Genomic DNA, 14,172 nt, shown 5'->3' on the forward strand with positions numbered 1-14,172 from the left:
ATTTTATATCATTTACCTTTAATCCCCCAAATACGCCCCCATGTAGCCCATAAATTTTTAACAAAATAGGCTCACCTATGGCAAGCACCCTAAATACCGCAGAAGAAATCATTGCTGACATCAAAGCAGGCAAAATGGTCATCTTGATGGATGATGAAGACCGTGAGAATGAAGGTGATATCGTCATGGCAGCGGTTCATATCAAGCCATCTGACATTAACTTTATGATTACCCACGCTCGTGGATTGGTGTGTTTAACCTTGTCCGAAGCTCGTTGTCGTCAGCTTGAACTGCCCCTAATGAGCGACAAAAACGGGGCGAAATTTAGCACCAACTTTACCTTATCCATTGAAGCTGCCCAGGGCGTAACCACAGGCATATCCGCCGCTGACCGTGCTAAAACCATCCAAGCGGCTGTCGCTCCCTTTGCCAAACCTAGCGACATCGTCCAACCTGGGCATGTATTTCCCATCATGGCAAAACAAGGTGGCGTGTTACATCGGGCAGGTCATACCGAAGCAGGTTGCGATTTGGCACGCCTTGCAGGGCTTGAACCTGCGGCGGTGATTTGTGAAATCATCAAAGCCGATGGTGAGATGGCACGTCGTGATGATTTGGAGGTTTTTGCCAAAGAACACGGACTTAAAATCGGTACCATCGCTGACCTTATTCATTATCGCATGACCAATGAACAGACTGTGGAGGTCATTGATGAGCAAGACTTTGACAGTGAATTTGGGACATTCAAACTCTACCGTTTTAGAGAATACGGAGCGGATGAGACACACATTGCTTTGGTTAAAGGCAATCCAAGCTGTGGCATAGCAACCGTACGAGTCCATGCCCTAAACCCCCTAAAAGACTTATTTGGACATATTAACAGCAAGCACAGTTGGGACATTCGCTCAGCATTGGCAGAGATCGGACGAAGTGAACAAGGCGTGTTTGTGTGGATTGACCCTGGGCATGCTGTTGATATCAGTGGTGCGTTAGATAAATTCCAAGCCAATACCAGCGTTCACGAAAGTGGCGAACCTTATCGCAGTATCGGTGTTGGTGCTCAAATCCTCAAACAGCTTGGTGTCAAAGACATGCAGCTTTTATCAAGTTCAGCCAAATTTAACGTATCAGGCTTTGATTTGAACATTGTCAAAGTCATACCACGATGATCATCACCAGATGGTTTGGGAAAGTACCATTTGGCTGATTTGATTATTATTGGCAAATAACTTATACTACAAATAGATGCACCCCAATCCAAATCTATACTATATAAGGACAGCTGATGAATGTATACCCTTGGCACTGGTTGATTTTTGGGCTAATTCTCATGATATTAGAGATGTTCGTGCCAACCTTTTTTCTGCTATGGTTCGGAGCGTCTGCTGTTGTAACGGCAGTGCTTGCCTGGGCGTTTGGCTTAGGCTTTGGGACAGAGGTCATCTTGTGGCTTGTGCTGTCGGTTATCTTATGCCTGTCATGGTTTAAATTCATCCAACCCAACATAAAAACTCGCACAACCGCAGGACTTGGGGGCAGTGTCATCATCGGCGAGATAGGCATGCTCACCCACGCCCCAAGTGCGAACAGACTTGGCAAAGTTCGGTTTAGCGTGCCAAAGGTTGGCTCTGATGAATGGCTGTGCCGTGGGACAGATGGCGAGGTGTTGCAGGCGGGCGACAGGGTCGTGGTGGTGCAGATACTCGGTAATGAGTTGGTGGTTCGGCGTAAGTGATACGGACTTATTGGGTTTTATTTATTAAATTTTAGACAGGGGTTTATTATGGAAGTTTTATTTGTCTTGGTGGCATTTGTGGTCTTTACCATTTTTAAGGGCGTCAGACTCGTACCACAGGGCTATAAATGGGTAGTTCAGCGACTGGGGAAATACCATCAGACCTTAGAGCCGGGCTTGAATTTTATCATTCCCTTTATTGATACGGTCGCCTATAAAATCACCACCAAAGACATCGTGCTTGATGTCCCAAGTCAAGAGGTCATCACCCGAGACAATGTGGTCATCATCGCCAATGCGGTAGCGTATATTAATATCATCCAGCCAGAATATGCTGTGTATGGCATTGAAGATTATGAATATGGCATTCGCAATCTGGTGCAAACATCCTTACGCTCTATCATCGGTGAGATGGATTTGGATAATGCTTTATCCAGCCGAGACCAAATCAAAGCCCAGCTCAAACACGCCATATCAGACGACATCGCCGATTGGGGCATTACCCTAAAAACGGTGGAAATCCAAGACATCAAACCATCACAGACCATGCAGATGGCAATGGAAGAGCAAGCGGCTGCCGAACGAGGACGCCGTGCGATGGTAACCCGAGCAGATGGGCAAAAGCAGGCCGCCATCTTGGAGGCGGATGGACGATTAGAAGCATCTCGCCGTGATGCAGAAGCTCAGGTAGTGCTTGCCAGAGGTTCCGAAGAATCCATTCGTCTTATCTCATCGGCGATGGACGGAAAAGAAATGCCTGTGGTGTACCTTTTGGGTGAACAATACATCAAGGCAATGAATGAGATGGCACAATCTAATAATGCCAAAACCGTTGTATTGCCTGCTGACATTCTAAACACAGTCAAAGGGCTGGTCGGTGATAAGTTAAAGGGTTGATGGTCAAAAGTGGATTATCAAAAAGTGGTCATGATGCCATCTTTTATGGATAGATTTTTAAAATCCATCCAATTTATCAATTTAATCCAATTCATCAAGCCATGCCATTTGAATGGCTTCAAGTATGGCTTCGCTTGATTTATCAGGTTCGCCCACAAAGTCATCAAGCTCGCACACATAGCGGTGCAGGTCGGTAAAGCGAATATACTGCACGTCCACATCAGGGTGTTTTTCGGCAAGTGCAATGGCAATATCTAAGCTGTCGTGCCAGTTGAGTTTCATAAAAAAACCTTTTTTAATGTAAGTTTCATGCAAATTTTAGCAAAAAATTTAAATGAGTGCTATAATAATCGCCATTTTTATTTATCATCGTTATCATTATGAACGTACAAACCCACACCTCCAATCAAAATCACAATCAAAATCAACGTAAAGGCAAACCACAAATCGCCAAAGCCGACCCAAGCAATCCACATTTAACACCGATTGACCGCCCCATTTTGACCCCACCCAACGGACATAAAAAAGTACTGCTGCACTCATGTTGTGCCCCCTGCTCGGGCGAGGTCATGGAGGCGATGCTTGCCAGTGGCATTGAATTTACCATTTATTTTTATAACCCCAACATTCACCCCAAAAAAGAATACGAAATTCGCAAAAACGAAAACATCGCCTTTGCCCAAAAGCATGGCATACCATTCATTGATGCTGATTATGACATGGATAACTGGTTTGCCCGTGCCAAAGGCATGGAGCAAGACCCTGAGCGTGGCAGACGTTGTACCATGTGCTTTGACATGCGATTTGAACGCACCGCCCTATACGCCCACGAGCATGGTTTTCCTGTGATAACCAGTTCTTTGGGCATCTCACGTTGGAAGAACATGGCACAAATCAATGACTGTGGTCATCGTGCCGCTGCCCCTTATGATGACCTTGAATATTGGGATTTTAACTGGCGTAAAGGCGGTGGCAGTAGCCGTATGATTGAGATTAGCAAACGAGAGCATTTTTATCAACAAGAATACTGTGGCTGTGCTTACTCACTGCGTGATACCAATAATTTTCGCCGCAGCCAAGGACGAGAACCCATCAAAATTGGGGTCAAGTACTACGGTGATGAGGAATAACCAAATAAAGCGGATATGTGTCATCCGCTTTTTTATTGGCAACACGGCAGACAAAAAACCACGATGATAATGACCCCACCATGATACAATCTATTTTTTAAATCAAAAATTAAATTTATCAAAGTTTTTTCAATTTAAAAAATCAAATAAAAACATCAAAATATTATGATTTACCAAATCATCAATCCTGCCTATAATAGCCCCATAAATTGACAAACCGAGCAAAAGCAATTCAGCAATGAGTGTCATTTGTATTGTTTACATACGCTAACCGACAAGCATGTCTTGCTTTGTTATACTCTCAATCAAAATACACCGTAACCATAGGATTTATCATGACCGATATCCCAAAATGCCCCTACTCAGGCACCGTATTAACCCACAGTAATGGCGCGCCTGTTATTGACAACCAAAATTCAATGACCGCAGGTGCAAGAGGGCCGCTGCTTGCCCAAGATTTATGGCTCAACGAAAAACTTGCCGACTTTGCCCGAGAGGTCATTCCAGAACGTCGCATGCACGCCAAAGGCTCAGGCGCATTTGGCACATTCACGGTAACCCACGACATCACCCAATACACTCGTGCTAAGATTTTTAGCGAAGTGGGCAAAAAAACTGAGATGTTCGCTCGTTTTACCACCGTGGCAGGCGAGCGGGGGGCGGCGGACGCTGAGCGTGATATTCGTGGTTTTGCCCTAAAATTTTATACCGAAGAGGGTAATTGGGACATGGTGGGTAATAACACGCCTGTTTTCTTTTTAAGAGACCCAAAAAAATTCCCTGATTTAAATAAAGCGGTCAAACGAGACCCACGCACCAACATGCGTTCTGCCACCAATAACTGGGATTTTTGGACACTGCTGCCAGAGGCGTTTCATCAGGTTACCATTGTGATGAGCGACCGTGGCATTCCTAAATCTTATCGTCATATGCACGGCTTTGGCTCGCACACTTATAGCTTTATCAATGCTGATAATGAACGCTTTTGGGTCAAATTTCACTTTCGCACCCAACAAGGCATTGAAAATTTGACAGATGCCGAAGCTGAAATGGTGGTTGGTAAAGACCGTGAGAGCAATCAGCGTGATTTGTTTGATGCCATTGAGCGTGGCGATTTCCCAAAATGGACAATGTATGTGCAAATCATGCCAGAAACCGATGCCCAAACTGTGCCTTATCACCCATTTGATTTAACCAAAGTGTGGCCAAAAGGAGACTATCCGCTCATTGAAGTGGGTGAGTTTGAGTTAAATAAAAACCCTGAAAACTTCTTTTTAGACGTTGAACAATCTGCCTTTGCCCCAAGCAACCTAGTCCCGGGTATCAGTGTGTCTCCTGACCGCATGCTTCAAGCACGCCTATTTAACTATGCTGATGCCCAGCGTTATCGCTTGGGTGTCAATCGTAACCAAATTCCAGTGAATGCCCCACGCTGTCCTGTGTACTCAAACCAAAGAGATGGACAAGGGCGAGTGGGCGATAACTATGGCGGTCGTCCACATTATGAACCAAACAGCTTTGGGCAGTGGCAAGACCAGCCACATTTGGCTGAGCCAGCATTAAAAATTCATGGCGATGCTAAGTTTTGGGATTATCGTGAGAATGATGATGATTATTTTAGCCAACCCAGAGCCTTGTTTGAGTTGATGAGCGATGAGCAAAAACAGGCGTTGTTTGGTAATACGGCTCGTGCGATGGGCGATGCCCCTGATTTTATTAAATACCGCCATATCCGTAATTGCGATAAATGCCACCCTGATTATGCCATGGGTGTGGCCAAAGCGTTAGGTCTTACGGTTGAAGATGCCAAAAATGCGTATGAGAGCGACCCTGCTCGCCATCTGTCCAGTTGCCTGCCACCTATGGTATAAAAAGCAGTTGTAAAAAATGCCGTCTAGTGAGACGGTGTTTTTTATGTTAATCCTTTAATAAAAGCTATACAATCCCCAAAATTTGCTTTACAATTTTATCATCAAAGACAATCAACCATATCTTCACCCATGACCGAACTTCTTCTCTACACTTTTATTTACCTATCCTTTGCCGTGCTTGCGGTCATGATAAGTCAGCGAGCAGGTTTGGGGTCAGTTTTGGGCTATCTTTTGGCGGGGATTGCCATAGGGCCTGTGCTTGGTTTTGTTGGTAAGGAGACCCAAAGTATTGGACATGTTGCTGAATTTGGTGTGGTGATGATGCTGTTCATTGTTGGCTTAGAGCTTGCCCCAAAGATGCTGTGGCAGATGCGTCATAAGCTCATCGGACTGGGCGGACTTCAAGTGGGGCTTAGTCTGTTTGGAATTACGGCACTTGCCATGCTGTTTGGCTTATCATGGCAAATCGGTGTGGCATTGGGCTGTATTTTATCCTTGTCATCCACCGCCATTGTCCTACAAACTTTCGCTGAGAAAAAACTCATCAGCACCCAAGGCGGTCAATCAGGTTTTGCCGTGTTATTGTTTCAAGATGTCGCCGCCATTCCCATGCTGACCCTGTTGCCCTTACTTGGCATGTCAAGTGTGCAACATGAACCAAACAATCTGTTATCTGGTATGGATGGTTGGGTGATTGCTTTGGTGGGTGTGGGGGCAGTGGCTTTTATTGTCATGCTCATGCGGTATGCTGTGCCATTTTTTTTGCAAATGATTAGCCGTTATCGTATTCATGAGATGTTTTTGGTGTTTACGCTCACGGTGGTGGTTGGCATTGCCACGCTGATGTCGCTTGTGGGGTTATCGCCTGCGTTGGGGGCGTTTATTGCAGGGGTTGCCCTTGCCAACAGCCCTTATCGTCATGAAATGGAAAGTCAGCTTGACCCCTTTAAGAGTCTGTTTTTGGGGCTATTTTTTATCACGGTGGGGGCGAGTATGAATTTTACCTTGCTAAAATCCAACCTGACTGAGATTATCGCCATCACGCTTGGGGTTATGACCCTAAAAGGGATGGTACTATATGGGCTTGGGCGATTGTTTAAACTAAATCCCTTAGCTAACAAGCTCCTTACCCTATCGCTGGCAGGAGCGGGAGAATTTGGCTTTGTGCTAATTTCTATTGCCAATCACGCCCGAGTTTTACCAAAAGAGCTGAGTGATAAAATCCTGTTGGTGGTTGCTCTGTCCATGATTTTGACGCCACTTTGTTTTGTCGTTTATGAAAAGGTCTTTGCCAAAAAAGTCTTAAAAGATGAACAACCTGCTCCCACCAATGACGATATCACCCATACAGCAGAGGTGGTGATTTTAGGGCATGGTCGCTTTGGACAACAAGTCAACAGTCTTTTGATGGCATGTGGATTTCATACAACCGTCATTGATAACCATGTGGAGATGATTGAGGGTCTTGCCAAATTTGGCATACAGACCTATTATGGCGATGCCACACGCCCTGATATGTTAAAAAGCATTGGACTAAAAAACGCCAAAATGCTCGTCATCTGCCTTGCCAACGAACAAGCATCCACGGACATCATCCATTTTGTTCGCCGTCATTATCCACATGTGACGATTTTGGCCAGAGCGTATGATGCTCGTCATACCTTTGATTTGCACCATGCTGGGGCAAATTACATCATCAGAGAGACCGCAGATTCTGCCATTCGTAGTGGTCGCATTGTACTAGAACAGCTTGGGCTGTCCCGTGATAAGGCCCGTGAGCTGACCAAGTTTTATGAAGCCCGTGAACGCCATCATCTGGGACGTGCCTCCCATTTGTATGACCCTGCCGTATCAGTCTATGACAATGATGAGATGATGAATCTTATCAAGAACTTACGAGAAGAGACAAACCAGATGATGAGTGCAATACGCCGTGGAAAGAGCGTAGACTGGCAAGAAGACCCCGAATGCTGGACGAGAACAAAGAAAGGGATCAGTTAGCAATGAATTCTCACCCACTCCACAACACGCCCTACCTGCTTGTCATAATCGCTCATTCTATGGTCGCCCCCATCTTGGGCAAGAACATCCGCCCCACGACTTTCAAAAAAGACTTTGGTGGCATGGGCATCTAGTAACTCATCGCCCATTTTTAGTAGCACTCTGATTTTATGAGGATTTTTGACGGTTAAGCGATGCTTTTCAAACCACGCCAAATCACCATGGCGAATTTGCCAGCCCCCTGTTGTGGTGTAAATAATGGCATCATCTGTGAGTAATTGCCTATCAAAATTACCCTTTAAAAATCGCACAAAGCTCAAATCAGGGCGTATGCTTGGATTTAGAAGCAGTGCAGGCATGCCTGTCATGTCAGACATTAATGTGGCAAAATACCCACCCAAAGATGAGCCAACCAGCACAGCATTTGGGTTTTTTTGTATCAATCTCAAAAGCTTATCTACCACATCATCGGGCGGGTAGTTCAAATTGGGGCGTAATGTGTCTATACCATACTCTTTGGCATGGCTTGCGGTGATGATGGCTTTGTTGGCGTTCGGGCCAGAATCTAAGCCGTGTAAATAGATGATGGTCATGGTCATATTATGGCTTGTGTTGATTGTAAAATATGTAAGATTAACAGATGAGTTTTGGCTAATATTGATGTCTTTGTTCGTCCAAATTCAACCAGTCCAAATTCAATCATGAGATGACGTGGTTTATTTGCCCAGCTTGTCTGCCAGTGCCATACATGCTTTATAACGCCTGTCAACATTGGTGGCATACCAGTTGGTGTTTTTGTCCTGCTTCATCTTTGCACTGCTAATCACAACCTGTGGCATGATGGCATAAGTGGGGTCTTTTTTGTATTTGGCTTTAAACAGCTCACCTATCTCTTGATAAGTGGCAGTCTGCTCAAAACTCGCTTTCTTTTCTTTTTTTAGGTCGCTTCTGATTTGGGCAGGGCTTAGCGGTGTTTTGGCAGTGGCAAGCAGTTTGATGAGTGCCGTTTCGGTCTGTGATTTGCTACTGCTGACCGTACCATTATCATATAACAATAAGTCGCCATCAATATCAAGGTTGATGCCTGTCAGACTTGCCACACGTTTTTGAAAAGCAGCATTACGACTAGAATACACCCCTGAATTATAATCAGCAAAACGGTATAAGGGCTTATCATAGTCCGCCTGATACATCATCAAGCGATGAATGCCATAGTACAGACCGCCGTATTGTTCATACATATCAGCACGCAAAGTGCGATCGTTCATGTTGGCTCGGCGATGGCGTTTGGCGTAGTTGATATGCACTTGCATAGAACCTAGTGTGGTGATGGGATTTAGACGCTCATCAAGGCTCTCGCCTGTGAGTTTGGTCAGATGATTGACCCCGCTGACTTTGTAGGTACTGCTAAAATGGTCAAATATCTGTTGGTATAGCTCATCTAACTGCTTTTCGGTTGTTACCTTTTTGATTTGGGTCTCAAAGCTGTTGGTGTTGGTAGGATGCGTGGCAAGCATGGAGCGAAATAATCCAGCGAGTTGTTTGCCCAATTTATCCTCCAACTTATCATCAATGGCACGCAAGGATGCCTGTCCGAGATTGGCAACAGCAGGGTCGGCATGAAAGTTGGATTCTTGGTCAATGACAGCAACCACGGTACATATGTTCTGTTTGTCCTTATGCAGTTTTAGCGTGTCAAATACCGCTTCAATATCGCCTGCCCAACTTGCCTTATCTTGTGAGCGATTCGGCAACACTTTGGCAATCTCATGGGCTGACAGCGTGGGCGTTTGGGGCGTATTTTGGGTGCAGGCGGTCAAGATGACTGTACCAAACAAAACAAGGCATAAGGGCAAATTTTTCATAAAAAAGTACCATAAAGACACGATGAACCAAAAAGGTCTATTGGGTGTATGTGTTTTTATATCATCAACTACATCGCACGTTCATCATCAACCAGTCGCATGAGTCCTTCTTGTTGGGTTGTGGCAACGAGCCTGCCATCTTGCCAAAATTGTCCGTGGTTTAGTCCTTTGGCATGACTGGTGGTGTCGCTCCACATGTCATACAGTAACCAGTCGCTGACATCAAAGGGGCGATGAAAATGCATGCTGTGGTCAATACTCGCCACCTGCAAACCTTTGGTCATAAAGCTAAGTCCATGTGGCATAAGCGCTGTGCCAACCAAATAAAAATCCGATGCAAAGGCAAGCAGAGCCTGATGAATAGCAACAGGTTGCTCTTGTAGTCCATTGATGCGAAGCCAGTTGGCTTGGCGTGGTCGCATGGGCTTTGGTGAGATGGGGTCTTTGGGCGTAACAGGGCGTATCTCAACATGGCGTTTACGCAAGTAGCGAGCTTTTAGGGCATCTGGAATTTTATCAACATGGGCATCTTTTAGTTCCTGCTCATTTTGTAGGGTGTCAGGAGATGGATACTTAGGCATACGCTCTTGATAATCTGACCCACCCTCCATAGGCGAGAATGATGCTATCATGGTAAAAATGACCTGTTCGGTTGTACCAGATGTGGGGTCATCAGGGTTGTTTGATACGTTTTGCACCGCCACGATTTGTCTGGCGGACAGACTTCTGCCATCACGCAGACGACGAACCTGATAAATGACAGGCAAACGAATGTCGCCCCCACGCAAAAAATAACCGTGAAAACTGTGACAAGGCTTGTCCGTCTCTAAGCTCTTTGCCCCTGCCATCATCGCTTGGGCAAGCACCTGCCCACCAAACACCCTAGCCCCCACATAATCAAAACTGGGTGCACAAAACACATCAGGGCTTATCTTAGTTAGGTTTAAGGTCGTCATCAGCTCACAAATCAAACTGGCATCAGGCGTATTTGGCATAATTGCTCCACATATCTAAATCGTCAAGGTAGGCTAAGGGTAAACGGTGTTGGTTCTTATTGATAAGTATCATCAAAACACGCCGTTTATGGCAGACTGCCAGTATAACAAAATTTTTGTCCATTTTTGCTTAAAAATGTTAAAATACTAAGAATATTGTCAAACCATGGTACGCATTATGCTAAAATTCCCTAAGCCATCTCAGTTATCTCAGCTGTCTCAGATTTTCTCCAAACGTACCAACTCTTCTATCCTGACCGACGATAATGCCACCACCAAACCCAAAAAAAGAACAGAAAACAGACCATCAGCTTATCGGCATTTATCAGGCAAAGGTTTATCACTGGCAGTCAAAGCACAAATTTTAGGCGAGGTGCCAGAGCTTGATGATGACATTCCCACTTTTTATGTTCTAAGAGAATATTCACGCTCTAACAGTCTGCTTGTAGACATCAAGACCAGAGAGCTGGATTTACCATCCGCCCTTGCCAGTACGACTGTTGGCAAAAACACAGAGAGTGCATCGGTCATTTTTTTAAAGCACCGACACGGCTCGGACAACGTACCATCGCCACGTTTAGAGCGTCTGGTGAGAGCCTGCCTAGATGACCCAACTTTGCGTGTGCAACTTGTTGTTGTTACCATCTTGTGGGGCAGAGCTCCGAGTAAAGAAGATAGCCTACTTCGCCTGCTCATGGCGGACGAATGGAGCACACCAAGCATTCCCAAACAACTCTTTAACATCGGTGTCATGGGACGTGATACGGTCGTACAGTTCGCCGCCCCCAAAGAGCTACACACACTCATAAAAGAGGTTAAGCAAACGGACACTGCCAACATTAATGCCACCGCCCTAACCCAAACCATCGCCACTGCCCTAAAAGGCTTTTTGGACAAACAGCGAACGAGTATCATAGGGCCTGATTTGTCCGATAAACGCAACATCACAGGCAAGATTCTGGCATCATCTGTGGTACAAAGCGCCATTGAACAAGAATCTGCCACCACAGGCAAATCCATCGTCGAAGTCAAAAAAGAAGCGGCGGGCTATATTGGCGAGATAACCAGTGACTATTCTCATTCGGTTGTGCGTTTTTTTTTACATTTTCTAACATGGCTCTGGGAGCAACTCTATGATGGTGTTGAGGTTCGCCATTTTGAACGAGTACGTACCATCGCCCCTGACAGCCAAATCATCTATGTGCCATGCCATCGCAGCCATATGGACTACCTGCTTTTATCTTATGTCATCTACAAACGAGGCTTGCGTATCCCTTATATCGCCGCAGGGGACAACCTAAATATCCCAATACTCGGCGAGATACTTCGTGGCGGCGGAGCCTTTTTTATGCGTCGTAGCTTTAAGGGTAATGCCCTGTATAGTACGGTATTTAAAGAATACCTACACACACTCATGCAACGTACTGTACCCATTGAGTATTTTATTGAGGGTGGTCGCTCTCGCTCGGGTCGCCTGCTGCCCCCCAAACTTGGCATGCTTGCCATGACCGTGGGCAGTTATTTGCGTGACCCTGCCAAACCTGTGGTCTTTATTCCCACTTATATCAGTTATGAACGGATCATGGAGGGGGCAACTTATGTGGGTGAACTCAAAGGCAAGCCCAAAGAAAGTGAAAACCTACTTAGCCTGATTAAAACCGCCCAAAAAATTGAACGAGTATTTGGTACGGTGCATTTGTCTTTTGGTGAACCGCTACACCTGACTCATTTTTTGGACAAATTTAACGTCAAAACAGGCAAAGATGCCCTAATGCTAAGCCCTGACGAACAAGCGGACAATAAAAAGCAAACACACGCCATGATTGCTAATATTGGTGTTAAAATCATGCAAAACATCAACAAATCAGCGGTCGTCAATCCTGTCTCCTTGCTGGCACTGGTACTGCTGTCTACCCCAAAGTCTGCCCTTGATGAAACCCAAGCGATAGAACAAATCGCCTTGTATCAGCGTATCGCCCAAGCTCTGCCCTACGATGGCGATACGTTTATCACCGACATGCACCCCAAAGACATCTTAGCGTATGGGTTACAGTTGGAACTCATTGAACGCACGCCCCACGTATTGGGTGATATGATAAAAGTGGCGGACAAACAAGCCCCCTTGCTAAGCTACTTTAAAAACAACATCTTGCACGTCTTTATCCTAGCCAGTTTTATCGCATCACTGATACAACGCAACGGACGCATGTACCGTGATAAGCTAGAAGACATCAGCGTGCTTTTGTATCCCTTTTTACAAACCGAACTGTTTTTAAAGCACTCGCAACGCAGTATCAAGGACACCATTGGTGAGATTTTGGACATGCTTGCCAAAGAAAATCTGGTCGTCAAATGGGGTGATACACTCATCAGTGCCCCTGAGACCAACTCGCCTGCCTACCAACAGCTTATCGTGCTTGCTGCCCCTGCCCAGCAGAGTCTAGAACGCTACTTTATGGCACTGACCTTATTGTCTGAGCAAGGGACAGGACGTCTAAATGCCGAACAAGTCGTCAATCTGTGCTACTTTTTGGGGCAGAGGGTATCGGTTTTGTATGCCGATGATTTGCCTGATATGTTTGATAAGGCGTTATTTACCAGTTTTTTAGATACGCTTGTACGCATGGGTTATGCCCATATTGAACCTAAGACGGGCATGATTGACTTTGATGAACGCATTGACAAAATCGCAGAACACGCCAAATACGTCCTAAATCCTGACATGATTGAGCTGTTACGTCATAGTGCCCGCCTAAGCGATGATGAGATTGACAGTGTCATGGATGAGATGCATAAAAAACGTAAATTTGGGCGTAAATAATGGCACATCAATCCACACACCTTGCCCCCCCCCCATTTAGGCTCTATCTAGGAGTAACCCATGGACATGAACACCCTACCCACCATTAATCCTGATGCCCTAGGCGATAGAGTGCCACGCCGTCATGGCAAATTTGCCCCACGCCTTGCCAAAGCCTTTTTGGACAAAGCAGGCTGGCGTATCACAGGTGAGATTCCCAACATATCGCAGGCGGTACTGCTTGCTGTACCACACACCTCCAACATGGATGGCGTGTATGCCATTCCCACCCTGCTGGCTCTTGATGTGGACATCAAATTACTTGGCAAAAAACAGCTTTTTAAACTCCCCATTCTGTCGCACTTTTTGAGATGGGCGGGGGTCATCGCCATTGATAGGGATAAAAAAGGCTCGGTATTACAAGCCAACATCAACCGCTTTAAAACTGGCAAACCGCTCTTTTTGGGGCTGTCGCCTGAGGGCACTCGGGGCTACACTGATGAGTGGAAAACGGGCTTTTATTATCTGGCACTTGGGGCAGACGTACCCATCTTGCCTGTGGCGATGGATTATAACACCAAAGAGGTTCGCTTTATGCCCCTGTTCTATCCCACAGGCGACATTTTAACAGACCTGCCAAAGATTTATGCTTATTATGATGGTGTGATGGGCAGACATGCAGACAACATGTCCGGGCCATTGCAAAGGCGGTCAAAACCCTGAGTATCTGCCCCTTAGCATGCCATCAATATGTTGGCAATACCATCAAAAAATCGCAATACCCATCCTCCCATCTGCTTTTATACCATCTGCCCTCTTTGTGATACCAAAAGTGATGCCAAAACAAAACGCCCCCAACTTGGGAGCGTTTTGGTGGT

At 45.7% G+C, this 14,172-nt stretch carries 12 protein-coding genes; 8 read left to right on the plus strand and 4 right to left on the minus strand.

Annotated features, from left to right (window positions below; genetic code table 11):
* Nucleotides 1-77 precede the first annotated feature (77 nt).
* The 3 genes from ribB to A7456_RS03310 all read left to right on the plus strand — a co-directional run bounded on the left by ribB (nucleotide 78) and on the right by A7456_RS03310 (nucleotide 2,632).
* Nucleotides 78-1,169, plus strand: coding sequence for a 3,4-dihydroxy-2-butanone-4-phosphate synthase (gene ribB / locus A7456_RS03300; protein WP_066885325.1), 1,092 nt, complete (start codon nucleotides 78-80; stop codon nucleotides 1,167-1,169).
* Nucleotides 1,170-1,285: 116 nt separating this feature from the next.
* Entirely contained in the window at nucleotides 1,286-1,735 is a 450-nt protein-coding gene (locus A7456_RS03305) for an NfeD family protein (RefSeq protein WP_066893930.1), read from the plus strand.
* 48 nt (nucleotides 1,736-1,783) lie between these two features.
* Nucleotides 1,784-2,632 carry an SPFH domain-containing protein gene (locus A7456_RS03310; RefSeq protein WP_067007566.1) on the plus strand — a complete coding sequence of 283 codons (849 nt, stop codon included), beginning with the start codon at nucleotides 1,784-1,786 and terminating at the stop codon, nucleotides 2,630-2,632.
* A gap of 81 nt (nucleotides 2,633-2,713) precedes the next feature.
* Here A7456_RS03310 and iscX read toward each other — a convergent pair whose 3' ends face one another.
* Nucleotides 2,714-2,914, minus strand: coding sequence for a Fe-S cluster assembly protein IscX (gene iscX / locus A7456_RS03315; RefSeq protein ID WP_066885339.1), 201 nt, complete (start codon nucleotides 2,912-2,914; stop codon nucleotides 2,714-2,716).
* Nucleotides 2,915-3,012: 98 nt separating this feature from the next.
* On the opposite strand from iscX, the gene A7456_RS03320 reads away from it, so the two are divergent.
* From A7456_RS03320 to A7456_RS03330, 3 genes are all read left to right on the plus strand, one after another.
* The gene (locus tag A7456_RS03320; RefSeq protein WP_227713251.1) at nucleotides 3,013-3,762 is read left to right on the plus strand and encodes an epoxyqueuosine reductase QueH; all 750 of its coding nucleotides are present in this window, start codon (nucleotides 3,013-3,015) and stop codon (nucleotides 3,760-3,762) included.
* 335 nt (nucleotides 3,763-4,097) lie between these two features.
* Nucleotides 4,098-5,633, plus strand: coding sequence for a catalase (locus A7456_RS03325; protein ID WP_067007569.1), 1,536 nt, complete (start codon nucleotides 4,098-4,100; stop codon nucleotides 5,631-5,633).
* Nucleotides 5,634-5,762: 129 nt separating this feature from the next.
* Complete coding sequence (locus tag A7456_RS03330) at nucleotides 5,763-7,634, plus strand: cation:proton antiporter domain-containing protein (RefSeq protein WP_067007572.1); 1,872 nt, start codon at nucleotides 5,763-5,765, stop codon at nucleotides 7,632-7,634.
* On the opposite strand, the gene A7456_RS03335 is transcribed toward A7456_RS03330, so the two are convergent.
* From A7456_RS03335 to A7456_RS03345, 3 genes are all read right to left on the minus strand, one after another.
* Nucleotides 7,631-8,233: a YqiA/YcfP family alpha/beta fold hydrolase gene (locus A7456_RS03335; protein ID WP_227713252.1), complete on the minus strand. Its 603-nt coding sequence runs from the start codon at nucleotides 8,231-8,233 to the stop codon at nucleotides 7,631-7,633. The two genes, A7456_RS03330 and A7456_RS03335, sit on opposite strands and share 4 nt — an antisense overlap.
* A gap of 117 nt (nucleotides 8,234-8,350) precedes the next feature.
* Nucleotides 8,351-9,499, minus strand: coding sequence for a DUF1615 family protein (locus A7456_RS03340; protein WP_067007575.1), 1,149 nt, complete (start codon nucleotides 9,497-9,499; stop codon nucleotides 8,351-8,353).
* 68 nt (nucleotides 9,500-9,567) lie between these two features.
* On the minus strand, nucleotides 9,568-10,494 hold the full coding sequence (locus A7456_RS03345; RefSeq protein WP_067007577.1) for an acyl-CoA thioesterase: 927 nt from the start codon (nucleotides 10,492-10,494) through the stop codon (nucleotides 9,568-9,570).
* A 178-nt stretch (nucleotides 10,495-10,672) separates the two neighbouring features.
* Between A7456_RS03345 and plsB the strand changes: the two genes are divergently transcribed.
* Nucleotides 10,673-13,315, plus strand: coding sequence for a glycerol-3-phosphate 1-O-acyltransferase PlsB (gene plsB, locus A7456_RS03350; protein WP_082995419.1), 2,643 nt, complete (start codon nucleotides 10,673-10,675; stop codon nucleotides 13,313-13,315).
* A 60-nt stretch (nucleotides 13,316-13,375) separates the two neighbouring features.
* On the plus strand, nucleotides 13,376-14,017 hold the full coding sequence (locus A7456_RS03355) for a lysophospholipid acyltransferase family protein (protein ID WP_067007580.1): 642 nt from the start codon (nucleotides 13,376-13,378) through the stop codon (nucleotides 14,015-14,017).
* Nucleotides 14,018-14,172: the final 155 nt, after the last annotated feature.

Source organism: Moraxella nonliquefaciens (assembly GCF_001679005.1).
Classification (GTDB): Bacteria; Pseudomonadota; Gammaproteobacteria; order Pseudomonadales; family Moraxellaceae; genus Moraxella; species Moraxella nonliquefaciens.